We start from the raw sequence: 22,473 nt of genomic DNA, 5'->3' as shown, positions 1-22,473 counted from the left end.
GAAATTGGAAACTATGATTCTATCTGTTAATTCCTCTAAGTCTCTCAGAACGTCTTCTCAAAAGTTCTGCACTCACTAGAATTAAAGTTGACATAATGATCAAACAGGTTGCAACAGCTAAAATGGTTGGACTCAATTGTTCTCTAAGCCCCACCCACATTTGAATAGGTATCGTTGTATTTTCAAGTCCAGCTAAAAACATCACAACTACAACTTCATCAAATGAAGTTACAAATGCAAATAATGCACCCGAAATAACACCTGGTAAAATTAATGGTAAAGTTACTTTCATAAATGTATTGACAGGATTGCTTCCAAGACTTGCAGCAGCTCTTGTCACACTATGATCAAACCCTGTTAGAGTTGCGGTAACTGTTATTACTACAAATGGTGTCCCTAAAATAATATGAGCTAGAACAATTCCTGTAAAGGTAGCAGCTAATCCCGCTTTAGCCATAAAGAAAAATATTGCTGTTCCAGAAATAATAAGAGGAACAATCATTGGTGAAATTAATACAGCCATAAATGCAGCTTTGTATGGCATGTGTCTACTGCTCAGTCCTAATGCAGCTACAGTACCAAGAATAGTTGATCCAATAGTTGCAAAGAAAGCAATGATAATACTATTTTTTGCTGCAAGACCCCATGGGTTTTTAGTTCCATATATCATGTCTTCATACCATCTTAATGAAAATGCATCTGGATCAAGTGCTATCATTCCCGCTGAAAAATGGATGTATTGCTCAGCATTAAATGAAAGTGGAAGTATTACAAATAACGGTGCAATCAAAAAGAAAAATACTAATCCACATATAGTTAAATATGTGTAATGCCAAATCTTATAGTGCCAGGGTGTGTAACTTGGTAGTGACATAATTTATCCTAATTTAATATTATCTATTCCTACTAACTTATTATAAATCCAATAAATAGCTAATACACCAACGAGCAACATTGCTCCTAATGCTGAGGCAAAAGCCCAGTCCAGAGAACTTTTCATATGGTAAGCAATTGTATTACTAATTAATGATCCACTAGCTCCACCAACTAAAGCAGGTGTAATATAATAACCAATGGCTAAAATAAACACCAATAAAGAACCAGCGCCTATTCCTGGAACTGTTAATGGAAAGTAAACTTTTCTAAATGCAACAAAAGGTGTTCCACCTAATGATTTCCCAGCTCTCATTAAACTTGGGGATATAGTTTTCATCACACTGTAAAGAGGAAGAACCATAAATGGTAATAAAATTTGGGTCATTGCCACAAATGTTCCAACTACATTATACATTAATTCTGGACGAGCATCATTTGCTGTTAATCCTAACATTACTATAAAATCATTAATTGGTCCTTGTTGTTGTAAAAGAACCATCCAACTGGATGTTCTTACAAGTAGTGATGTCCAGAATGGTAATAATACACAAATCATCAATAAATTACTGTATTTCATTGGTAGTGTAGCTAATAAGTGGGCAATTGGATAAGAAAGTATGAAACAAAATATTGTAACCCAGAAAGCTACTTTCAAGGTTCTCAGCCATAAAGTTTTATAAATTTTTCTATCTTCTGCTACATGCACTATATTTCTGTCTTGATCTAATTTTAAATCAACACCTTTTAAATACTTAACATAAGACCAATTAGGAGCTGTATTTTTTAATGCTATCCAATATTCAACATTATTCCAAATTTTATGGGTCGCCATAAATTGTTCTTTAAAATTGCTTTTTTCAAATTTTTTTATTTTTCTATTAGTTTTTTTTAACCCACTACTAAAGCCAGACTTTTCATAGTTTAGTCTTTGATATAATTTTCCAGATTCTTTTGCCATAGCTAAAGGATAAAAGTCATTATAAAATGCTTCATAAACTTCTTCATCTGGTAATTCTTTACCATCCCACTGTTCTAAAGCTTTAAAAGTATTTGGAAGCTTTTCTGTGATCATACGATCGTCTACACTTCTAAACAGCATGTCTCCAATTGGAACAATGTAGGTAATTAAAAGAAATAAAAATAAAGGACCAACAAGAAGCATGGCTCTCATTTTATTTTTTCTTTCAGCTTTTTTTAAACTGATTTCTAAAGGTATTCCGTCAGACGATAAAATTTGTTCAGTGCTCATAATAAAAAAGGGCGGCTATATAATAACCGCCCTTTAAATAAAATAAAAGTTTAATCTATAATTAAATTATAGACCAGCTTTCATAGCTTCCCATTTTTCACCAATTTCATCCTGGTTATCTGCCCAGAATTCAGGGTTCATAAGAATGTATGATTTAGTGTTCGCGGGTGCTGTTGGCATATGTGGTACCATGTTAGTCTTACCATCTTTAAACCAAGGCTCTCCTGCTTCCATGATAGCGATTGAAGATTTTCTCCAAGGAGCGTAAGCAATATACTTAGCACTTCCTGCTAGACCTTCAGTACTTGTCATTTCTCTAAGAACTTTCATAGCTTTACCGTTAGCATCGTTAGGTCCACCTTTAACCATAGCGAAATACTCATAGTCAAGAATTTGAGAGTCCCATACTTGTACAATTGGAGTTCCTTCCATTTGTGCATTGAAGAATCTACCATTCCAACCAGTAGCCATAATAACTTCACCATTAGCTAATAATTCTGGTGGCTGAGCTCCAGCATTCCAGAATACACATCCACCTTTTGGATCTGTACATAGTGCTTTGATTTTAGCAACTGCTGCATCAACTCCACCATCTTTAGATAGTTTGTCATAGATCTTAGATCCACCTTTGCCAGCTTTTGTACCTGCTGCCATAGCTAATTCTAAATTAGACATTGCGCCTTTGTAGATAGCTCTTTTACCAGGAAACTTTTTAGTATTAAAAAAGTCTTTTGCTGATTTTGGAGTACCTTTTACGTTGTTCTTGTTGTAAGCAAAGTTCCAAGAGTACAAGATGTTTCCAACTGCACATTTTGAAGGCATGCCTGTAAAGAAGTCATCAGAAGCTTTAGTTCCATCTGGAGCAGGTGCAAAGTCTTTGTCGAAATCGAATTCAACAAAAATACCTTCGTCACAACCAATGATAGTGTCTTTTGCGTACACATCAATGATGTCCCAAGTGATTTTTCCAGCTTCTTTTTGAGCTTTAATTTCAGATAATCCACCTGTGTAGTCTACCCAATTAACAGGTATTCCAAGTTTTTTAGCAGTAGGATCACCATAACCTAACTTTTGACTTTCAGTATAAGCACCACCCCAAGACACTACAGTAACTGCAAATGCTGAAGTTGTGATAGAAAGTACAAAAGATAGAGCAAGTAATAATTTACTTAATTTTTTCATTTTCTCTCCTATTTAACGTTAACGTTTGTTATTTTATAAAGTGAAAGTAAAACAATATCAGCTCAATGAGTCAACAGCCAATTAAGGCTAATTTGCCTTTATTTTATTAAGATTATTATTTAAAATTTATTTGGGATCTAAAGCTCTGCTGTCTTTAATGTTCCAGCCAACATTAATATCTTTACCCAATTTAATGTCTAAATTAGATGTGCTATTCGGAATTTTTAAGATGAATTGATCATTTCCTAATAGATTAATTCTAACTCTTGTATGGTCACCATGATAAATAACTTCTTCTATTTTGCCCTTATGATTATTATCCATCTTATCTTTTGGGTTAATCAAAGCTCGTTCAGGTCTTAAGGATACTGTTGTTTTTTCTCCTTTAGCCTTAACCGAAATTGGGTTTGCTAAAATTTCAGTACCATTATTTAATTTAACTTTACAAGTGTCACCTGAAATATCACTAACTGTTCCACCAAATGTATTATTCTCACCAATAAATTCTGCCACAAATGAATTTACAGGTCTCTCATATAATTCATCTGGACTTGAAAGTTGCTGAACTTTACCATCATTGAATACTGCAATACGACTTGACATTGTTAATGCTTCAGTCTGATCATGAGTTACATATACAACTGTTACACCAATACTTTCATGAATATGTTTAATTTCATACTGCATACTTTCTCTTAAATTTTTATCTAAAGCTCCAAGTGGTTCATCCATTAATACTACTTGTGGATCAAACACTAAAGATCTTGCAACCGCAACACGTTGTTGTTGTCCTCCAGATAATTGCATTGGCATTCTTGCTTCAAAGCCTTGAAGAGACACCATAGATAATGCTTTATCAATTTTTTTATCTGCTTCATCTTTTGGAATTTTTCTAACTCTCAGTGGAAAAGCTAAGTTTTCATATACTGTCATATGAGGGAACAAAGCATAGTTTTGAAAAACCATACCGATACCTCTTTTATGAGGTGGAATATTTGAAATTGCATTACCGTCTAAATAAATTTCTCCATGTGTTGGCGTCTCAAAACCTGCTAACATCATTAAACAAGTTGTTTTACCAGAACCAGAGGGTCCTAACATTGTTACAAATTCACCTTCAGCAATATCTAGCTGTAAACCCTTAACAACTAAGATTTTTCCATCATAGCTCTTGTCTACATTATCAAATTTAACAAATTCATTATTTTTAGACATAATTTTTTTTAGATTTAAAACATTTGTTGAGTTTTTTATCAAGTTTTTTTATTTCAACTATTTAACGTGTAAATCTTTTGGGAAATTACAGAATAACGCGCACCCATTGTCAGTTATTCGTATCGCTTCAGATGCTTCAACACCCCACTCTCCAAATTGCATTACTGCAATCATGTGAAAAGTAACGTTTGGCTCTAGAATAGTCATATCACCTTTTGATATATTTAAAGTATGTTCGCCCCAATCAGGTGGATAACCAATTCCTATTGAATACCCAGTTCTAGAGGTTTTTTCTATTCCATATTTATCTAGAATTTTCCAAAAAGCTTGCGCAACGTCATTTGCTGTTTGCCCAGGTTTTGCAGCATCTATTCCAGCTTGAAGAGCTTCATTTGTTTTATTCATAGTGTCAATTTTCTTTTGATCAGGCTTTCCAAGTAAAACTGTTCTAGCCATTGGGCAATGGTACCTTTGATATACCCCTGAAAGTTCAATAATTGTAGCCTCACCCTCAATAAACTTATCTTGTGTTGCTGTTAAATGTGATGCTGAAGTACCTTTTCCTGTTGGAAGTAGCGTTGCAATACTTGAATACTCACCCCCAAATTCTGGAGTTCCATAAAATAATGCTTTTTGAATTTCTCCTACGGCATCGCATTGCCTGACACCTGGGTTTATTACATCAAATGCCGCTTGCATTCCCTTCTGTGAAATTATTGCTGCCGATTTCATAAGTTCAATCTCAGCATTTGATTTAACTACTCTTGCCCAGTTAACTAATCTTTCAGAATCTTTTAGTTTTACATTTGGTAGCCCTTGTTTCATTTTTTCATAACAATAAGCTGTAAAGTAATGACTATCCATTTCTAACCCTATTGTAAGTTTGTCCCATTTTCTCTCTTTAATAATTTCTACAAGATTATCATAAGGATGAAGTGGCCAAGTATGAATATATTTTTCATCATAAACTAAAATATTTTCATTTTTTAAATAAGTTTTTATATAAGCTCCACCTGAATCTTGTTTTCTAACCCAGCATAATGGCTCATCAGCATTTACATGCACAATTACAGCTTGAGCATAATAAAATGACCAAGCATCATAGCCAGTTAAATAGTTCATATTTGCTGTATCACTTGAAATTAATAGCTCTATACCTTTTTCTTGCATTGAGCTTTGAACTTTTTTTAATCTGGCTTTGTATTCTTCTTTACTAAAATTCATATAGCTTAACTATTAAATAATTTTCCAAAACCTTCAATCTTTTCTTTATAATTAATTTCATTGAGCGAGTCCCAGATTAAAGTTTGATTACTTGATAGAATAATTTTATTTAGTTTTTTTTCTAATTTATCAATTATAGATAATACTGGTAAAGCTGTACACGAAACAAATAACGCCTCACTATCTTCAAGATCTATTTTTGATAAGACATCAAATAAATGATCTTCATCAACTTTTCCAATATCTAAATCAGAGTCAATATCAAAATATGTTAAAGAATTAACTTTAATATTTTCTTTTTTAAAATAACCAACAACAGAATCATTTATTGTTTTTGTATAAGGTGTAAAAATAGATATTTTATTAATGTCTAATTTATTTAATGCTTTAATAGCTGCAGTTATTGGTGTTGTTACTTTTGTTTCTGGTTTAGCCAAATTTACTTTTTCTTTTATTACATCATATCCAGCTGCAACTGTTCCAGACGTGCAGCCATACGCTACACAATCTATTTTTTGATCTGGTAAAATATCTTTTGTAACCTCTGTAATGTCATTTGACATTTTTGCTAAAGTTTCATTTGTCAGTGGATTATAACAATGAATTCTATTTACATAGAGATCAATATCTCTTCCATAAATCACGTTATTAAAATCTTTTTCAATTCTAAAATCGCTACCAAGTGTTATAAGGCCAATTCTTGGATTGGATTTTGATATGTATTTTGGTTCAACCTTGTTTAATTTCATAAATTATCTGCAATATTTTGATTAAATATATATTGAATAAGGAGTCTAGTTAAAATAGAGTTTAATAAAAGCGTACATAACTCGTCGTTACTTAAGGTTTAAACGGTACTAAAGAATACGAAAGTGGGATCAGTCGTCTTTAAATTTAATTATTTGAGGAGGTTTGAATGAAATTTGGATATTTTTGTAACACTACAAACTGGGATCATAAACCATACGATCAATTATTAAACGAAACTAAAGAAATCACAACTTTTTGTGATGAAAATAATTGGGAATCAATTTGGTATACCGAACATCACTTTAATCATGAAGGAATGGAATCTTGTACTAACCCATTAATGATGGGTGTTGATGCTGCAGCCAGAACCAAACAAATTAGAATTGGTCAAGCTTGCAATGTAATTACTTTTCATAATCCTATACGTCTTGCAGAAGACATAGCTTTATTAGATCAATTGTCGGGGGGGAGAGTTGACGTTGGTATTGGAAGAGGAATTTATGGAAGAGAAGCTATCAACATGAACAAAGAAGCCGATCTAAAAGATCAGGCAAAAAATTTTAGGTTGTTTGATGAATCTTTAACAATTATGAAAAAAGCTTGGACTGAAAAATTTTTTAGTCATAAGGGTGAATTTTATAACTACCCTACTCCTGGTTTTAATTGGCAACACGATATGAGTCCACCTAGTGAAGAATTTCTAGATACAAAAACTAATGAAATTAAAAAGATTAGTATTGTACCAAAACCAAAACAACAACCTCATCCTCCTATATGGCAAGTTGTTGATGGAGCAAGATCAATTGAATGGGCTGCTCAAAACGGATTAAATACCATAATGTGGATTCCAACTGTAAAAGCTTTAAAGGGTAGATTTGAAATTTATAGAGATGCAAAATCTAAAGTTGAAAATAGAGATGTGCCACTTGGGGAAGGTGTATCTTTGGTTAGAGATATGTTTGTTGCAGAAACTATGGAAGAAGCTGAAAAATTAGCTGGTGAACATATTATTAGCTATATGAAATGGGTTTGTCACTGGAGAGGTCTAGGTAATCATATGGATCCAGGTGAAGAATTGCCAGAGACAAAACATAAATTAGATTTACTTAATTATGACTTTCTACATAAAAGAAATTTATTATTTGGAACACCTGAGTATGTTGTAAATAAAATAAATGAATTAAAATCTGAGTTAAACTTACAAAATCTTCAAGTTTGGTCTAATTTTCCTGGAATAGATCATGACGATTGCATGAGAAGTATAAAGCTGTTTAATGATGAGGTAATACCCAAGATTAATTTAGATAATTCAAATATAGAAATAGCAAGCTAATGAAACTTGAACTTAGAAAGTTTACTAAATTTGTAGACAAAACTTTTATTGAGGGAGGTAAAGAAGCTAAAGAACCTGTTCTACTTGTTTCAGTTGCAGCTGTTTTTAAAAATCCATGGTACGGAAAAGGTTTTGTTGAAGATCTTAAACCAATTATTTTGGATTTAGCTCCCAAGTTGGGTGATATTTTAGTTCCAGAACTTATAAAAGAGATTGGATCACCTGAAAAAATTCTAGCCTATGGCAAAGCTGGTACTGTTGGACTTAACGGAGAAATTGAACATGCATCAGCATTTATTCACACATTAAGATTTGGAAATAAATTTAGAGATGCTGTTGGTGGAACATCCTATTTAAGCTTTACCAATACAAGAGGTCCTGCTGGATCAAAGATGTCTATTCCAATGATGCACAAAACAGATTCTGGTTTAAGACCTTATTATCTAACTCATGAATTTACTATACATGATGCTCCTTTTGATGATGAAATTGTTATTGCTATCGGTGGAGCCTCAAGTGGCAGAGCACATGCAAGAACTGGTGACAGATATCAAGATATGAAGGAAATGGGACTAGACCCTAAATAAATTAATGCCTCACAATTTTGATCCAAATCAAAATTATCATTTATTCGTTGATAATAACACAGACCCATTAGTATTTATTCATGGTGTTGGGTTAGATCATAAAATGTGGGAACCTCAAATTAATTCTTTAAAAAATAATTCAATAATTACTTATGATTTGTTAGGTCACGGAAAAACTCCTTTTAATAAAGAAGAGATTACTTTAGATGATTTTTCAAACCAATTAGATGATTTAATAAAATTTTTAAAAGTAGATAAAATTCACCTCATTGGATTTTCTCTAGGTTCATTGATAGCATTAGACTTTGCTTCAAAATTCCAAGATAAATTAAAAACTTTAACAGTGCTTGGAACTACATACAAAAGAAGTTCTGAACAAAAGGCTTTAGTTATAGAAAGATTTGAGCAAGCTAAGTTGAATAAACCTATTTCAAAACAAGCACTAAAAAGATGGTTCACTGATAAATATTTAAATGATCATCCAGAAATTTATGATCGATTTATAAAAATTTTGACCAAAGACGGTGAAGATCATTTAAATTTCTTAAAAGCCTATAAATTATTTGCATATCATCAAGATGATATAAATATAATTAAAAGTATAAAAACTAAAACTCTTGTGATGACAGGGTCAGATGACTCAGGTTCAACAGTTGAAATGTCAAAATCCTTATGTAATGATTTAATAAATTCAAGTTTTACCAAGATAAGTAATGGAAAACATCTTTGTAGTATAGAGTATGCAGATGATGTTAATATAAATCTTAAAAATTTTATTAATAATTAAATGACAAAAATTCAAAAATTTAAAATGTTTATAGATGGTCAATGGATTGACTCTGAGTCTGGTAAAACTATTGAAACTTTAAACCCAGAAAATAATGAAGTTTGGGCAACTGTACCAGGGGCAAGTATGAAAGATGTTGATAAAGCAGTTAAGGCTGCACAAAATGCTTTTGAAAAATCATGGTCCAACCTACATCCTCGAGATAGAGCAAAATATTTAAGGTCGCTAGCAAATCAATTAAGAGATAATGCTGAACATCTTGGTACTATCGAAACTAAAGATACGGGAAAAATTTTTAGAGAAACTAAATCACAAGCTAATTATATAGCAGAATATTATGATTATTTTGCAGGGCTTGCAGATAAAGTTGAAGGGACTGTTGTTCCAATAGATAAACCAGATATGCAAGTAACAACAACTAGAATACCTATTGGTGTTATTGCTGCAATCATTCCATGGAATTCTCAAATGTTATTAACAGCAGTAAAACTTGCACCTGCTTTAGCTATGGGAAATACAGTGGTTATAAAGGCATCAGAACTTGCTCCAGTTACTTTATTAGAATTTGCAAAATTAATTGAAAAATCTGGGTTTCCTAAAGGTGTTGTAAATGTAATTACTGGTTTGGGTGATCCTTGTGGTAAAGCTTTAACTACACACGATCTTGTAGAAAGAATTGCTTTTACAGGTGGTCCTGAAACTGCAAAACATATTGTAAAAAATTCTGCTGAAAATTTATCTCAAGTAAGTTTAGAACTTGGTGGAAAAAGTCCTGTTGTAGTATTTAATGATGCCGAACAAGAAAATGCACTTAATGGAATTACTGCTGGAATTTTTGGTGCAAGCGGCCAAAGTTGTATTGCGGGATCAAGACTTTATATTCAATCAGATATATATGATGAATTTTTAAACAAATTAGTAGCTAAAGCAGAGAAAATAAAACTAGGAGCCCCTATGGATAAAGATACTCAAATGGGCCCTTTAAATAGCTTTAAACAATTAGAAAATATTGAAAAAAATATCAAAGCAACTATTGAACAAGGTGGAAAGATTAGATGTGGAGGAAAAAGATCTAGCATATCAAATAAAGGGTATTATTTCCCAGCTACAATAATTGAATGTAAAAATCACAATTTACCTACAGCTGAAAATGAATTATTTGGTCCAGTATTATCTGTGATGAAATTTGAGACTGAAGATGAAGCAATTAAACAAATGAATGATAACAAATATGGTTTATCTTCGGGGGTTTATACAGCAAACCTTGGAAGAGGTATGAGGGTTTCTAAAGCAGTAAGAGCAGGAATAGTATTTGTAAACACTTATAGATTAATTTCACCAATGGCGCCATTTGGAGGCATTAAAGATAGTGGTTACGGTAAAGAAGCTGGCATCGAGTCTATTAAAGAATATACGAGAATAAAAACTACATGGTATAATTCTTCGGATAAACCGATGACTGACCCATTTACAATGGGATAATGGATTGCCTTTAAAACATTTGTTAATTTTACTTTTTATAGCAGTAGCTCATGGAAGTGCTTTCCCTATAACAAAATTAGTCTTAAATGACTCTGTTCCTCCAATTCTAATGGCATCGCTTAGAATGGGATTGGTTTTGATTTTATTAATACCTTTTTGGAGATTTAAAATACCAGAGAAAAAATATATCCCATCATTAATAGCTTTCTCTATTTCTATGGGTGTTTTGGTCTACTCATTTATGACTTTATCACTTTATTATTCATCAATTATATCTCCAGTCATAGTAGGCTCACAACTTGCAATTCCTTTTGGAATTTTAGCTAGCGCTATAATATTAGATGAAAATATAAGTTCAAAAAAATGGATATTAATTTTTACTTCATTTATTGGCATCTTAATAATATTTTTTGATCCAAAATTGACTAATAATCTTTTAGGATTGTTTTATGCGGGTTTAATGGCTCTATCTTTTGGTTTAGCTCAAGTGTATTCAAGAAAGCTAAGAAGCTTGGACATAAGCTTAACTAATGCTTTTACAGGATTGTTTGGTTTTTCAATTTTATTAATAGTCTCTTATTTTATTGAGGGTGATACACTCAGTAATATTTCATCTATTAATTTTAACTCTTGGTTGTTAATTTCCTATCAAGCAATTGTTGTTTCTTTAGGTGCTCACTTACTGATGTTCTATCTCTATAAATTTTATACTGTTGGTCAAATTTTTCCTTCTTACTCTTTATTTCCAATTTTTGGGATCGGACTAACTTTTTTAATATTTGGAGAAATTCCAACGATCTTGTTCCTTATTGGTAGTATAATTGTCCTAAGTTCGGTCTTTTTACTCAGTAAAATAAGATAATTTACCCATTGAATTTTTAGATTAATCGTAATTTAATCATCTTTTTATAAATTGTTAACAATCAAAGAGGAAAATAATGAAAAAACTATTTATTGCTGCATTTATATTCGTTTCAACATTTACAACGAGTACATTCGCAGAGGTTAAAATGGGAATCATATTAGGATTTACTGGTCCTATTGAATCTCTAACACCAGCTATGGCTGCATCTGCGGAACTTGCTTTTAAAGAAGCTTCTGATTCAGGTTCACTACTAGGTGGAGAAACTATTTCAGTAGTAAGAGCAGATTCAACTTGTGTTGACTCAGCGGCAGCAACTACAGCAGCTGAAGGTGTTATTGCACAAGGTGTAGCGGCTATTATGGGTGCTGACTGTTCAGGTGTAACTGGTGCTATTGCGTCAAACGTTGCTGTTCCAAATGGTGTAGTTATGATTTCACCATCTGCAACATCACCAGGACTTACAAGTTTAGATGATAAAGGGTTCTTTTTCAGAACAGCTCCTTCTGATGCTAGAGGTGGACAAGTTTTAGCTAATATTACAAAGGATAGAAGAATTAAGAGTGTTGCTATTACTTACACAAATAATGACTATGGAAAAGGTTTAGCTGATGTTTACAAAGCAGCAGTAGAGGCTCATGGCATTAAAGTAACAACTGTTTCTGCTCACGAAGATGGAAAAGCAGATTACTCATCTGAAGTAGCTACTTTAGCTGCAGCAGGTGGTGATGCAATAGCTGTAATCGGCTACCTAGACCAAGGTGGAAAAGGAATTATACAAGGTTCTTTAGACTCTGGTGCATTTGATAAATTTATTTTATCTGACGGTATGATCGGTGATTCATTAACTGAAGCTTTTGGAAAAGACTTAAATAAATCTTTTGGTTCAATGCCTGGTTCAATGAATAAAAAAACAGCAGGTACTTTTACAACTGTAGCAAAAGCTGCTGGTATTGACTCGTCTGGGCCTTATACAGGTGAATCATACGATGCAGCAGCTCTAATCGTTCTTGCAATGCAAGCTGGTGGATCAGCTGATAGAGCTTCTATTGCTAAAAATGTAATGGATGTTGCTAATGGTCCTGGAACTAAGATTTATCCAGGTGAACTTAAAAAAGGTTTAGACTTACTAGCTAAAGGTAAAAAAGTTGACTACGAAGGTGCAACTGGAGTTACTTTTACTAGTGTAGGTGAAGCTGAAGGTTCTTTCTTAGAAAAAGAAATCAAAGGTGGAAAATTTAAAAACAAAAAACAAAGATAATTAATATCTTAATTTTAAAACCCTTAGCAGTGAAAATTGCTGAGGGTTTTTTTTATTTAAAAATTACTCATAATTTTTAAAATTCCAGTAATTGAAATAATTATTAGGAAATAAAATACAACTTTTCTATAAGTTTCTTCCTTACTCTTAACAAAAAATTTATTCCCAATAAAAACTCCTATTGGTAAAATTATAATTAATGGAATTATTCTATAAATTGTTGTCACATCAACAATTCCTGAAAAAAAACTTAGAACAAATACGTATATATCTGTTAAAAAAAATAAAGCTGCCAACGAACCTCTTATTATCGCTGGCTGAATACTTGTAATTAATAAAAAAAGTGCCACTGGCATACCACCTAATGTTGTAAGTCCATTTAGTGCTCCAGAAATTATACCAGTAAAAAATTTTCCATAATTATTATTAATTTTTTGATTAGAAAATCCTTTCATTAATAAAATTGAAAAAAATATTATTAATAAACAAACAGATAAATGAGTTATTTGTGGATCTAAATACTTCAATAAATAAAGGCCAATTGGAGATCCAATTATTATTCCTAATAATATTTTAAAAACAAATCTCCAGTCGATTTTGTTCCAAATATATGGAACCATAAAAATACTAATAACTACCTCTAACGCTAGGATGATTGGAACTATTTCAATAGCTGGAAGTATAAAAGAAAAGCCAGATATACATATTGCAGAAAAACCAAAACCATTAAAGCCTCGTATTATAGATGCAATAAATACTATAAAAATTACATAATAAATTTCTATTAAACTAAGTTGAAAATAGGATAAAAAATCCATCTTATCTTCTTTCTTTAAAATCTGCTCTTAATGTTGATAAAATAATTATAGTTAAAAAGATTAAACAAATTAAATTCATTGTTTTCCAGCTTGTTAATGTTAAGAAAACTCCTGCTGATAAACTTGCTATTGCTTGGATAGAGTAAACAATTAGATCATTAAAGCCTTGTGCTTTAAATTTTTCATTTTCTCTATAAGATAAAACTAATAAACTTGTTCCAGATATAAATAAAAAATTCCAGCCAAATCCTAAAAATATTAGAGCAATTAAGTAATTAACAAAGTTTTGCTCAAACAAGCTTGTTAAAATTGTTATTAGGAATAAGGCAACACCTGCATACATTATTTTACTGTGACCAAATTTTCTTATCAAATTACCTGTAACTAGTGATGGTAAAAACATTGCTGCGATGTGAAGCTGAATTACAAACCCTGTTTTAGTTAAACTTATTTTTTCCATTACATGCATACTTATTGGGGTTGCAGTCATTAAAAATGACATCACAGCATAAGCAAATGCTGAAGCCACTAAAGCTTGTAAAAATCTTGGTTGAGAAATTAACTCTAAATAACTACGTTTGATTTTTTTGTTAATACTATTTGGTTTATGCCCATCTTTATAAAATAATAAAAAAATTGTTGAAGTTAGAGTTAAAGCTGCAAGCGCAATATAAGATCCAGCATATAAATGTTCAGCTATAATATCCTTTGTTATGTTAGCAACATTTGGTCCTATAAAAGCTGAACCTATTCCTGCTAATAATATTATTGATATTGCTTTAGGCGCCATATCTTTTTTTACTGTTTCAACAGCTGCAAAACGATATTGATGACTAAAAGCTACTCCAGCGCCCAGTAAAAAACATGAAAAATTAAAAAGAATAAAACTTTCATTAATTATTGAATAAGCGGCTAAAATAGATGACAAGGAACTTAATACAGAAGCAAACATAAAGCCTGCTCTACGTCCAATTATACTCATGACCTTTGCTGCAAAAATTGCAAAAATAGCTATACCTACAATTGATAAGGCCATCGGTAGAGTTGCTAAAGATTTTACTGGACTAAATTGAGAGCCAATTATTCCACTTAAAAAAACTGTTACAGGTGCTGCTGTAAAAGCAAAAACCTGACTTAAAATCAACAACCATAAATTTTTATTCATTAAAAAAAATATTTATCACCAATGTACATGGCCCAAGCCACTGCAGCTCCAAGTATAATATATTTCATAATGTTTTTATTTTATTTCTATTTTCTCAGGAAGTATACCTTTTGGTCGGTACCTCATGATCAATAAAAGACCCATGCCCATCATTAAGTATCTAAAGTATGGAACGCTTTCAATTAAATGAATCTTTAGTGAATGTGTATCTGCTAAACCTGTTGTAAACAGATTAATTAAGAATAATGCTATTGGCGCAGCCTCAATCCATAAAAACCAAACTGCAAAACCTCCTAAAATTGCTCCAAAATTATTACCACTTCCTCCAACAATAACCATAACCCAAATCAAGAAAGTATATCTCATTGGTCTATAGCTACCGGGTGTAAACAAACCATCTTGAGTAACTAACATGGCGCCAGCTATTCCAACAATAGCTGAGCCTAAAATAAAAATTAACAAATGCTGTTTAACAACATTTTTTCCCATAGCGTTTGCTGCTTCTTCATTGTCTCGTATAGCTCGCATCATTCTTCCCCATGGAGAATAAAGAGCTTTTTGAGTAACTATTAATAAAGCTATTACAACAATTAAAAATAATCCTGAATAGCAAAGTTTTACAAAAACTGACGATCCTTCAATGACTAATTGATTAAGAGCCACTTGTTTATTTAATATGTTTGCGATTAAATCTAATTTGCCAGAATTAAATTTCGCAACTAAATTTATAAACCATTCTTTAGTTTGTAGTTCAATTTCGTAAGGTACTGGTCGATCTAGTCCAATTACATTTTTAACTCCACGTGTTAACCAATCTTCATGTTTAATAATAGCTATGACTATTTCTGATATAAGCAATGTCGCAATAGCTAAATAATCAGCACGTAATCCTAGAGCAACTTTACCTACTATAAAAGCTAGGCCTGCAGCAAAGAAGGCACCTACTATCCAAGAGAGCATAATTGGCAGTCCTAATCCACCAAGAAACCCTGTTGTTGCAGGGTTAACACTTTCAATAGCTTCAATACTTGACTCTGATGTTATTCTTATAATAATAATTCCAGCAATAATAATTGCAGCAATACCATAAGTTCTAAATTTTGATTTTTCAAAATTTTTTAATAGAAAACGTATTGCAAATATCATAGCTACTATTAACCATAAACACATTAAAATATTAAACCCCCCCGCAACCCATGCTTCTTGCACTGGCTCAGCTGATATTAAGACTGCAGCCAATCCACCCAATGCCGCATAACCCATGAGACCAAAATTAATTAGACCTGCGTATCCCCATTGAATATTTGCACCCATGGTCATCACTGCAGAAATTAAACACATATTAAAAATTGATAGAGCAACATTCCATGATTGAAATATTCCAACTAAGATAATTAAACCCATCATTATGGTATATGCTGTAATTACGTTTAGGTACTTTCTCACAATACTTTCCCTTTAAATATTCCATTTGGTCTATAAAGTAAGACAATCACCAGTATAGAAAATGATACGGCAAACTTATAATCTGTTGATAATAATTGCATTAATGTTTCTGGCTCCATACTTTCTGGTAAAATGTACATAAAAAATTTTTTATAAGCATAAGTGAGGAATATTTCTGAAAAAGCTATCACATATCCACCTAAAAATGCTCCAAAAGGGTTTCCAATACCTCCAACAATTGCAGCAGCAAAAATTGGTAGCATATTATTAAAGTAGGTAAATGGTTTAAAACTTTTGTCCAAACCATACAAAGCACCACCAATAGTTGCTAAAATACCAGCTATAATCCAAGTAATCATAACTACTCTTTTTGGATCTATCCCAGATAATAAAGCTAAGTCTTCGTTGTCTGAGTAAGCACGCATGCTTTTTCCTGTTTTAGTCTTATTTAAAAACCAAAATAAAATTGAAACTAATAAAAGTGTTACAAATATTGTTATAACCTGACTAGATTTAATAGCCAAACCTTCATTAAGTCCTGTCATCTCTTTAAATTCACCAGCTTTAATAATAAATTTTTCTCCATCGAAAAATCTTCTGTCAGCAGGCCCAATTATTATTCTTACTACAGCTTGAGTTACAAACATTACACCAATACTAACCATTGCAAGCTGAACTGGTGGGCTTTTTTGAACTCTATAATATCTAAATACAAATTTATCTATAAAGAGCATATAACCAATCATAAAAATTATAGCAAAAGGGATAGCAATAAGAGCTGTTGGTAAAACACCTAAAGAAATACCAATTGATTGAAAGTACCAAGTAATTAAAATAGTAACCATTGTACCAAAAGCCATCATGTCTCCAGTTGCAAAATTAGCAAATCTTAAAATTCCATAAATTAAAGTAACAAATATTGCACCGAGCGCTAGTTGTGAGCCATATGTAAGTGCTGGCATAAAAATGTAATTTAATAATAATATAATTGCGTTTAAAAATTCCATATTATCCACCTAAAAAAGAGCTTCTTACTCTTGGGTCATTTAATAATTCTTTTCCTGTTCCTGAGTATTTATTTTCACCTGTAACTAATACATATCCTCGATCAGAAATATTAAGTGCTTGCTTAGCATTTTGTTCAACCATTAAAATTGCAACATTGGTTCTTTTCACTTTAATTATATGATCAAATAATTCATCCATTACTATGGGGGAAACTCCAGCAGTAGGCTCATCTAACATTAACACAGATGGTTTTATCATTAATGCTCTACCAAGAGCTACCTGCTGTCTTTGACCTCCAGATAATTCTCCAACTAATTGATTTCTTTTTTCTCTAAGTATTGGAAATAATTCATAAATTTCTTCTATAATATTTTGATAACTATCTTCTCTTAAATAAGCTCCCATCTCTAAATTTTCTTCAACACTCATTCCAGAGAATACATTTTTAGTTTGTGGTACAAATGAAATACCTTCTTTCACTCTATCCTGTGGAGAAAGTTTTGAAATATTTTTACCATCAATTATAACAGAGCCTGATTTTAAATTTAAAAGTCCTAGTAGAGCTTTCATTGCTGTTGATTTGCCCGCTCCATTAGGTCCAAGTATAGAAACTATTTCACCTCTATTCACATCAACTGAACAAGAGTTAATAATATCAGGTCCATTTCCATAACCACCTGTCATTTTTAGACCTTCAAAAAAAGCCATTAGTTTTCATCCTTTAGCTTTGATCCTCTACCTAAATAACTTTCGATAACTTTTTCATCTTTCTTTGCATCCTCAGCAGTTCCTTCAAATAAAACTGAACCTTCTGCCATAACAATAACTGGGTTACATAGCCTGCTTATAAATTCCATATCATGTTCAATCATACAAAATGTATATCCTTCTTCCTTATTCAATTTAAGAATTGCAGTACCAAGATCTTTAAGTAGCGTTCTATTAACTCCTGCTCCTACTTCATCAAGTAATACTAATTTAGCATCAACCATCATTGTTCTTCCAAGTTCTAATAATTTTTTTTGACCACCTGATAAATTTCCAGCTAATTCGTTTTTTAAATGAGTAAGATTTAAAAAATCAACCACATCTTGAGCCTTTTGTTTTACAGCTAACTCTTCTGTTCTAACTAAAGTAGGTTTTAGTAAAGCTGTCATTAGATTTTCACCTGATTGATTTGCTGGTACCATCATCAAATTTTCAAGTACAGAAAGATTAGTAAACTCATGTGCTATTTGAAATGTTCTTAAAATACCTTTAGAAAATAATTCATATGATGGAACGTCAGTTACATCTTCATCATTAAATAATACTTTTCCTTGAGAAGATTTTAAATTTCCAGCAATTAAATTGAATAAGGTAGTTTTGCCTGATCCATTAGGTCCTATAATACCTGTAATAGATCCTTTTTTAATTTTTAAAGAGCAATCTAAAACTGCTGCTAAACCTCCAAAATATTTTGATAAATTTTCAATTTGTAAAATATTCTGTTGTTGATCCATGAAATTTTATTTATTTAACCTTTTATGTATATTGTTGAGTGTCTTTTCAAAAGATTTATAAAAACCAGCTTTTGTTAATTCTTTCACACCTTGCTCATTTAATCCTTTAGGAGTTTGAGATTCTTTTACTAAATGTTTCAAATCTTTCTTTGAATTAAACACTGCGTCTTCTGATAGTGCTAGAAATAAAGAGGTTACATATTTTTGCGCAATATCTCTTTTAACTCCTCTTTTTACCAACCAGTCAGTCATCACTCTTAACAATTCATAAAAAGAAGCCATCATTCCTGATGCAGACCAGAAATTAATTGAAGATTTTTCATTTTTAATTTCAACTGTTGTTCCTATCTTATTAAAAAAATTTTTAACTTTTTTGTTAGGAGGGCAGATAGGTACTGGCCCTTTTTTCAATGAAATCGGGGGTAAAGGTATTGCTCTTATAATTTTTGCTTTAACTTTAATAGCTTTTTTTAAATCCATTAAAGTAATTGTAGATATAAAGCTAATAATAGTTTGTGTAGACTTAAATTTAAGTTCTTTAATAATTTTTTGCCCTACTGATGGTGTAATTGATAAAAAAACCCAATCACAATTATCAACTATTTCTTGGTTATTTTTTGCTATAATTATTTTCGTAAATTTTTTTTTAAGCTTTGTTGCAATTAGTTTATTTCTTGAAGAAATTAGTATCTTTATAAAAGTTATTTTTGAACTAAAGATTCCTGTTATTACTGAAGATGCAATCTTTCCTGTTCCAATGAATCCTAATTTCATATTTTAATAGTATAACAATAATGATTTTTATTTTAGGCAAAAAAAAAGCCCTCCTAAGAGGGCTTTTTTAAAATAATTAAGTAATACTAAAATGCCATACCAACTGCTAATCTTGCAGAAGCACCAGTTATTTTAGCATCGATTTTATTGAAAGAACCAGCAGTTCCACCAACTTCAGAACCATTTACAGCTATATCTTCCCATGCATTGTAATTACCTTCTATTCTATAGAAAGCTCTTTCACCAATGTTACCCATGTAACCAACTCCTAACTGAGTTCCAGTCATATCAACACTTGAATATGTAGATCCAGTAGTAAGAGTTTCTCTAGTATCTAAGGTAGCTGTATTGTAACCTAATCTAGCATAAGCACCTGTTGCACCAAGTGGCACAGATACGTAAACAGTTAATAGGTCAGAAACCTGTCCATCGATTGTTTGTGTTCCATCGTCGTTAGTTCCACCACCAAGTCTAGCATCTTGATCTAAAACTCTTGTTTCAGCTTCTAGCTCGATTGATTCTGGAGCGTACTCAATTCCAAAAGCTATTCCGTTACCAGCATCAATTGCAAATTCAGCAAATACTGAGAAATAGTTATGAGCTAAAACAGCTTCTTGAGTGTGTCTTCTTCCACTATCCTTCAATGTTTCTGTAGCTGTTGCGTAATCAGCAGCACCATTTAAGATCGCACCAGCTCTAAACTCAGAAGAGTTAGCAGACGCAGTCATGGCAGCAAGAGATATTGCAGCAACTGTTGTCATTAATTTATTCATATTATTAGGCCTTTATTGTTATCGTTATATTAATATGGAGTAGTTATACTAAATGAGGCAATCAATTAAATACTTTTTATACTAACAATAACGTTTTTTTAAATTTGTTGCATTATTGCAACTAAAAAAGTCAGTAAAAATGGCAATAATTTATCTTCTTTAAAAAAAAATATAAATTCAAATATTATCAACTTCTAGTTTAAAAAATTGTATGAGAATCAATTAATTTTGAAAAAACACCTCTGATTCTTAAAAGCTCTCTACTTAGTTTCTTATTTTCTCTAAATGGTTTTCTTCCATGTAGCCAAAAGTGATTATTTATAATAATTTAAAAGCCTACCGGAAGCTTAATTATTATTTTATTTTTACTCTCCTCGAGTCCATCTAAAAGATTTTGCAAAAATATACCTTGCTCCATCCTTATTGGTTCAGGAAATTGATCGATATATGAAATGTGTGGCCTGCCTTCTTCATCTGTTGAAAAAAAAGGATGTTCCACTTTATATTCTATATTTTTACTTTTAGGAGAGCCCCAAATAAAACTTTGTTTACCAACCGGATCATTAAATAAATTATTACAATGTTCCCAGTCGTCTAGATGCAGCATTGCTGTTTCTCCACCTTCAACATTTTATTCTTTAATTTTAGTCATAAGTAACCAGTTAGTCATTTCTTTGACATAAGCTCCATCAGTATGAAGATCCATATTAGTGTATGCTTTTCTTAAATAAGAGTCACTTTTATCCTCATGTTTGACAAAAAACCTTGCATAATATTTTTTTCATTTTTTTTTAAAACAAACTTGATGATAAATTAAATTCTTTATTTATAAAACAAACAATTCTTAAATAAAAATTGTAATTTAATACTTTTGAATAAAAGCAATAATTAATGCAATAAATATTAAAACGCATGCTGAAATTGTATTAATTGTTTTCGGATTCGTTTTTATCCATACAATTAATTTTCTAGCAAGTACTGCGTAAGCAACTAGAGACAAAAAATCTAATACCACATACGTTGTGATCAAAATAAAAAATTGAACAATATAATTCGAATTAAAGTCAATAAACTGTGGAAAGATTAATGGAAAGAACATCCAAGCCTTAGGACTTGTTCCTGCAACTAAAAAACCATCTTTAAAAAAAGAAAAAAAATTTTTTGATGAAATATTTCCTGAACTTACGTCTTTTGGTCTTGATTTATAGAGATCGTAGGCAAGATAAAGTAGATAGGCGATTCCAATCCACTTAAAAGTATTTAAAAAATTTGGATTATCAATAAAAAAAGATCCAAGAACAAAAATTACTAAAGTTGCTTGAATAAAATTTGCAGTAATATCTCCAAGTGCTGTCCAAATACATTTTTGAACTCCATAATTCATTGAATAAGAAATAATGACAATTCTAGGTGTGCCTGGAGTAATAAATAGAAATAAAATTATCTGTAAAAAAAGGAAATAATTTAAAGGGAGCATTTTAAAGTTTAAGGATAGTCCAAAAAAACCGGGAGCTAAAGATGGCTAAGATGGACTATCTAGATTTCATAATACCATGAGCTTAAATAAAATGCATTAATCATTTTTTTCAAATATAATGAAAATAAAGGATTTATGAAAAAAAAAGGTCACACCCCAATAACTAGAGTTAAAAACCCAGAACCCCATATATCAGATCCTGACTGGATCATCTGGGCTGCTTGGGCAGATCGTATTACTTTTGAGGAAATTGAAAAAAAGACTGGAAAAACAGAAGGTGAAGTAATTAAGATTATGAGACGATCTATAAAGCCTGTTTCTTTTAGATTGTGGAGAAAAAGAGTTAATCAAAAAAGCATTAAACATAAAAAGAAATTTGAATACTCGAGAAAAGAAATTACTAGTAAAATTAAAAAGAATGATTATTTATAAGATATGAAATTAGTAACTATTTATACAGGACCACTTTGTAATTTTTGTGATGCAGCAAAAAGATTATTAAGTAGAAACAATGTCGAATATAAAGAGATTAATATTGCAACAGCTGAGGGTGCAATGGATGAAATGATTACAAAAGCTAATGGTAAAAGAACAATTCCACAAATTTTCTTTGATGATCAACACATGGGTGGTTACGATGATGTTAGAGCTCTAGAAAAAGAAAATAAACTACAAGATTTATTAAAATAACAATTACTATGA

Annotated in this window: 23 protein-coding genes and 1 pseudogene; 8 read left to right on the top strand and 16 right to left on the bottom strand. The window is 31.4% G+C overall.

The genetic code is table 11. From position 1 onward, the window contains the following. Positions 1–19: 19 nt before the first annotated feature. The 6 genes from AC5YGA_RS01340 to AC5YGA_RS01315 all read right to left on the bottom strand — a co-directional run bounded on the left by AC5YGA_RS01340 (position 20) and on the right by AC5YGA_RS01315 (position 6,495). Positions 20–874, bottom strand: a complete 855-nt coding sequence (locus AC5YGA_RS01340; RefSeq protein WP_415308849.1) for an ABC transporter permease — start codon at positions 872–874, stop codon at positions 20–22. Between the two features lie 3 nt (positions 875–877). Next, positions 878–2,125 (bottom strand): ABC transporter permease, encoded by a 1,248-nt coding sequence (locus AC5YGA_RS01335; protein WP_415308847.1) that lies wholly within the window; start codon positions 2,123–2,125, stop codon positions 878–880. Positions 2,126–2,191: 66 nt separating this feature from the next. Further along, the gene (locus AC5YGA_RS01330) at positions 2,192–3,307 is read right to left on the bottom strand and encodes an extracellular solute-binding protein (protein ID WP_415308845.1); all 1,116 of its coding nucleotides are present in this window, start codon (positions 3,305–3,307) and stop codon (positions 2,192–2,194) included. 126 nt (positions 3,308–3,433) lie between these two features. Next, entirely contained in the window at positions 3,434–4,522 is a 1,089-nt protein-coding gene (locus AC5YGA_RS01325) for an ABC transporter ATP-binding protein (protein ID WP_415308844.1), read from the bottom strand. 57 nt (positions 4,523–4,579) lie between these two features. Further along, the gene (locus AC5YGA_RS01320; protein ID WP_415308842.1) at positions 4,580–5,746 is read right to left on the bottom strand and encodes a M24 family metallopeptidase; all 1,167 of its coding nucleotides are present in this window, start codon (positions 5,744–5,746) and stop codon (positions 4,580–4,582) included. Between the two features lie 5 nt (positions 5,747–5,751). Further along, positions 5,752–6,495, bottom strand: coding sequence for a maleate cis-trans isomerase family protein (locus tag AC5YGA_RS01315; protein WP_415308840.1), 744 nt, complete (start codon positions 6,493–6,495; stop codon positions 5,752–5,754). A gap of 167 nt (positions 6,496–6,662) precedes the next feature. Here AC5YGA_RS01315 and AC5YGA_RS01310 point away from each other — a divergent pair, with 167 nt between their 5' ends. The 6 genes from AC5YGA_RS01310 to AC5YGA_RS01285 all read left to right on the top strand — a co-directional run bounded on the left by AC5YGA_RS01310 (position 6,663) and on the right by AC5YGA_RS01285 (position 12,808). Next, complete coding sequence (locus AC5YGA_RS01310) at positions 6,663–7,829, top strand: LLM class flavin-dependent oxidoreductase (RefSeq protein ID WP_415308838.1); 1,167 nt, start codon at positions 6,663–6,665, stop codon at positions 7,827–7,829. Further along, positions 7,829–8,416, top strand: coding sequence for an amino acid synthesis family protein (locus AC5YGA_RS01305; protein WP_415308836.1), 588 nt, complete (start codon positions 7,829–7,831; stop codon positions 8,414–8,416). The genes AC5YGA_RS01310 and AC5YGA_RS01305 overlap by 1 nt, the downstream gene beginning before the upstream one ends. Before the next feature lie 4 nt (positions 8,417–8,420). Beyond that, positions 8,421–9,203, top strand: coding sequence for an alpha/beta fold hydrolase (locus AC5YGA_RS01300; RefSeq protein WP_415308834.1), 783 nt, complete (start codon positions 8,421–8,423; stop codon positions 9,201–9,203). Next, positions 9,204–10,685, top strand: a complete 1,482-nt coding sequence (locus AC5YGA_RS01295) for an aldehyde dehydrogenase (RefSeq protein ID WP_415308832.1) — start codon at positions 9,204–9,206, stop codon at positions 10,683–10,685. Positions 10,686–10,689: 4 nt separating this feature from the next. Beyond that, positions 10,690–11,547 (top strand): DMT family transporter, encoded by an 858-nt coding sequence (locus tag AC5YGA_RS01290; protein ID WP_415308830.1) that lies wholly within the window; start codon positions 10,690–10,692, stop codon positions 11,545–11,547. Positions 11,548–11,623: 76 nt separating this feature from the next. Then, positions 11,624–12,808: an ABC transporter substrate-binding protein gene (locus AC5YGA_RS01285; protein ID WP_415308828.1), complete on the top strand. Its 1,185-nt coding sequence runs from the start codon at positions 11,624–11,626 to the stop codon at positions 12,806–12,808. A gap of 56 nt (positions 12,809–12,864) precedes the next feature. Here the strand turns inward: AC5YGA_RS01285 and AC5YGA_RS01280 are convergent, their stop codons facing one another. The 10 genes and pseudogenes from AC5YGA_RS01280 to AC5YGA_RS01235 all read right to left on the bottom strand — a co-directional run bounded on the left by AC5YGA_RS01280 (position 12,865) and on the right by AC5YGA_RS01235 (position 21,771). Beyond that, complete coding sequence (locus AC5YGA_RS01280) at positions 12,865–13,626, bottom strand: sulfite exporter TauE/SafE family protein (protein WP_415308826.1); 762 nt, start codon at positions 13,624–13,626, stop codon at positions 12,865–12,867. A 1-nt stretch (position 13,627) separates the two neighbouring features. Next, the gene (locus AC5YGA_RS01275) at positions 13,628–14,791 is read right to left on the bottom strand and encodes an MFS transporter (protein ID WP_415308824.1); all 1,164 of its coding nucleotides are present in this window, start codon (positions 14,789–14,791) and stop codon (positions 13,628–13,630) included. Positions 14,792–14,866: 75 nt separating this feature from the next. Further along, on the bottom strand, positions 14,867–16,198 hold the full coding sequence (locus AC5YGA_RS01270) for a branched-chain amino acid ABC transporter permease (RefSeq protein WP_415309360.1): 1,332 nt from the start codon (positions 16,196–16,198) through the stop codon (positions 14,867–14,869). Positions 16,199–16,233: 35 nt separating this feature from the next. Further along, positions 16,234–17,244 carry a branched-chain amino acid ABC transporter permease gene (locus AC5YGA_RS01265; RefSeq protein ID WP_415308822.1) on the bottom strand — a complete coding sequence of 337 codons (1,011 nt, stop codon included), beginning with the start codon at positions 17,242–17,244 and terminating at the stop codon, positions 16,234–16,236. Position 17,245: 1 nt separating this feature from the next. Further along, positions 17,246–17,953 carry an ABC transporter ATP-binding protein gene (locus AC5YGA_RS01260; RefSeq protein ID WP_415308820.1) on the bottom strand — a complete coding sequence of 236 codons (708 nt, stop codon included), beginning with the start codon at positions 17,951–17,953 and terminating at the stop codon, positions 17,246–17,248. Then, entirely contained in the window at positions 17,953–18,747 is a 795-nt protein-coding gene (locus AC5YGA_RS01255; RefSeq protein WP_415308818.1) for an ABC transporter ATP-binding protein, read from the bottom strand. The genes AC5YGA_RS01260 and AC5YGA_RS01255 overlap by 1 nt, the downstream gene beginning before the upstream one ends. A gap of 6 nt (positions 18,748–18,753) precedes the next feature. Next, entirely contained in the window at positions 18,754–19,521 is a 768-nt protein-coding gene (locus AC5YGA_RS01250) for a pyrroline-5-carboxylate reductase (protein WP_415308816.1), read from the bottom strand. Positions 19,522–19,607: 86 nt separating this feature from the next. Further along, a complete protein-coding gene (locus AC5YGA_RS01245; protein ID WP_415308814.1) occupies positions 19,608–20,294 on the bottom strand; it encodes a hypothetical protein in 687 nt (228 codons plus the stop codon). Between the two features lie 199 nt (positions 20,295–20,493). After that, a pseudogene (locus tag AC5YGA_RS01240) lies at positions 20,494–21,063 on the bottom strand (carbon starvation induced protein CsiD); the annotation flags it as partial. 93 nt (positions 21,064–21,156) lie between these two features. Beyond that, complete coding sequence (locus AC5YGA_RS01235) at positions 21,157–21,771, bottom strand: LysE family translocator (RefSeq protein ID WP_415308812.1); 615 nt, start codon at positions 21,769–21,771, stop codon at positions 21,157–21,159. Positions 21,772–21,906: 135 nt separating this feature from the next. Between AC5YGA_RS01235 and AC5YGA_RS01230 the strand changes: the two genes are divergently transcribed. Both AC5YGA_RS01230 and grxC read left to right on the top strand, forming a co-directional pair. Next, the gene (locus AC5YGA_RS01230; RefSeq protein WP_168607274.1) at positions 21,907–22,203 is read left to right on the top strand and encodes a TIGR03643 family protein; all 297 of its coding nucleotides are present in this window, start codon (positions 21,907–21,909) and stop codon (positions 22,201–22,203) included. A gap of 3 nt (positions 22,204–22,206) precedes the next feature. Further along, positions 22,207–22,461, top strand: a complete 255-nt coding sequence (gene grxC / locus AC5YGA_RS01225) for a glutaredoxin 3 (RefSeq protein WP_415308811.1) — start codon at positions 22,207–22,209, stop codon at positions 22,459–22,461. Positions 22,462–22,473 lie beyond the last annotated feature (12 nt).

It is taken from the genome of Candidatus Pelagibacter sp. uisw_091 (genome assembly GCF_059512525.1).
This window is presented reverse-complemented; position numbering and strand designations above follow the sequence as displayed.

Coding starts and splice junctions, on each gene's coding strand:
- AC5YGA_RS01340 (WP_415308849.1), bottom strand. CDS start 874: ATGTCACTACCAAGTTACACACCCTGGCACTATAAGATTTGGCATTAC.
- AC5YGA_RS01335 (WP_415308847.1), bottom strand. CDS start 2,125: ATGAGCACTGAACAAATTTTATCGTCTGACGGAATACCTTTAGAAATC.
- AC5YGA_RS01330 (WP_415308845.1), bottom strand. CDS start 3,307: ATGAAAAAATTAAGTAAATTATTACTTGCTCTATCTTTTGTACTTTCT.
- AC5YGA_RS01325 (WP_415308844.1), bottom strand. CDS start 4,522: ATGTCTAAAAATAATGAATTTGTTAAATTTGATAATGTAGACAAGAGC.
- AC5YGA_RS01320 (WP_415308842.1), bottom strand. CDS start 5,746: ATGAATTTTAGTAAAGAAGAATACAAAGCCAGATTAAAAAAAGTTCAA.
- AC5YGA_RS01315 (WP_415308840.1), bottom strand. CDS start 6,495: ATGAAATTAAACAAGGTTGAACCAAAATACATATCAAAATCCAATCCA.
- AC5YGA_RS01310 (WP_415308838.1), top strand. CDS start 6,663: ATGAAATTTGGATATTTTTGTAACACTACAAACTGGGATCATAAACCA.
- AC5YGA_RS01305 (WP_415308836.1), top strand. CDS start 7,829: ATGAAACTTGAACTTAGAAAGTTTACTAAATTTGTAGACAAAACTTTT.
- AC5YGA_RS01300 (WP_415308834.1), top strand. CDS start 8,421: ATGCCTCACAATTTTGATCCAAATCAAAATTATCATTTATTCGTTGAT.
- AC5YGA_RS01295 (WP_415308832.1), top strand. CDS start 9,204: ATGACAAAAATTCAAAAATTTAAAATGTTTATAGATGGTCAATGGATT.
- AC5YGA_RS01285 (WP_415308828.1), top strand. CDS start 11,624: ATGAAAAAACTATTTATTGCTGCATTTATATTCGTTTCAACATTTACA.
- AC5YGA_RS01280 (WP_415308826.1), bottom strand. CDS start 13,626: ATGGATTTTTTATCCTATTTTCAACTTAGTTTAATAGAAATTTATTAT.
- AC5YGA_RS01275 (WP_415308824.1), bottom strand. CDS start 14,791: ATGAATAAAAATTTATGGTTGTTGATTTTAAGTCAGGTTTTTGCTTTT.
- AC5YGA_RS01270 (WP_415309360.1), bottom strand. CDS start 16,198: ATGATGGGTTTAATTATCTTAGTTGGAATATTTCAATCATGGAATGTT.
- AC5YGA_RS01265 (WP_415308822.1), bottom strand. CDS start 17,244: ATGGAATTTTTAAACGCAATTATATTATTATTAAATTACATTTTTATG.
- AC5YGA_RS01260 (WP_415308820.1), bottom strand. CDS start 17,953: ATGGCTTTTTTTGAAGGTCTAAAAATGACAGGTGGTTATGGAAATGGA.
- AC5YGA_RS01255 (WP_415308818.1), bottom strand. CDS start 18,747: ATGGATCAACAACAGAATATTTTACAAATTGAAAATTTATCAAAATAT.
- AC5YGA_RS01250 (WP_415308816.1), bottom strand. CDS start 19,521: ATGAAATTAGGATTCATTGGAACAGGAAAGATTGCATCTTCAGTAATA.
- AC5YGA_RS01245 (WP_415308814.1), bottom strand. CDS start 20,294: ATGAATAAATTAATGACAACAGTTGCTGCAATATCTCTTGCTGCCATG.
- AC5YGA_RS01235 (WP_415308812.1), bottom strand. CDS start 21,771: ATGCTCCCTTTAAATTATTTCCTTTTTTTACAGATAATTTTATTTCTA.
- AC5YGA_RS01230 (WP_168607274.1), top strand. CDS start 21,907: ATGAAAAAAAAAGGTCACACCCCAATAACTAGAGTTAAAAACCCAGAA.
- grxC (WP_415308811.1), top strand. CDS start 22,207: ATGAAATTAGTAACTATTTATACAGGACCACTTTGTAATTTTTGTGAT.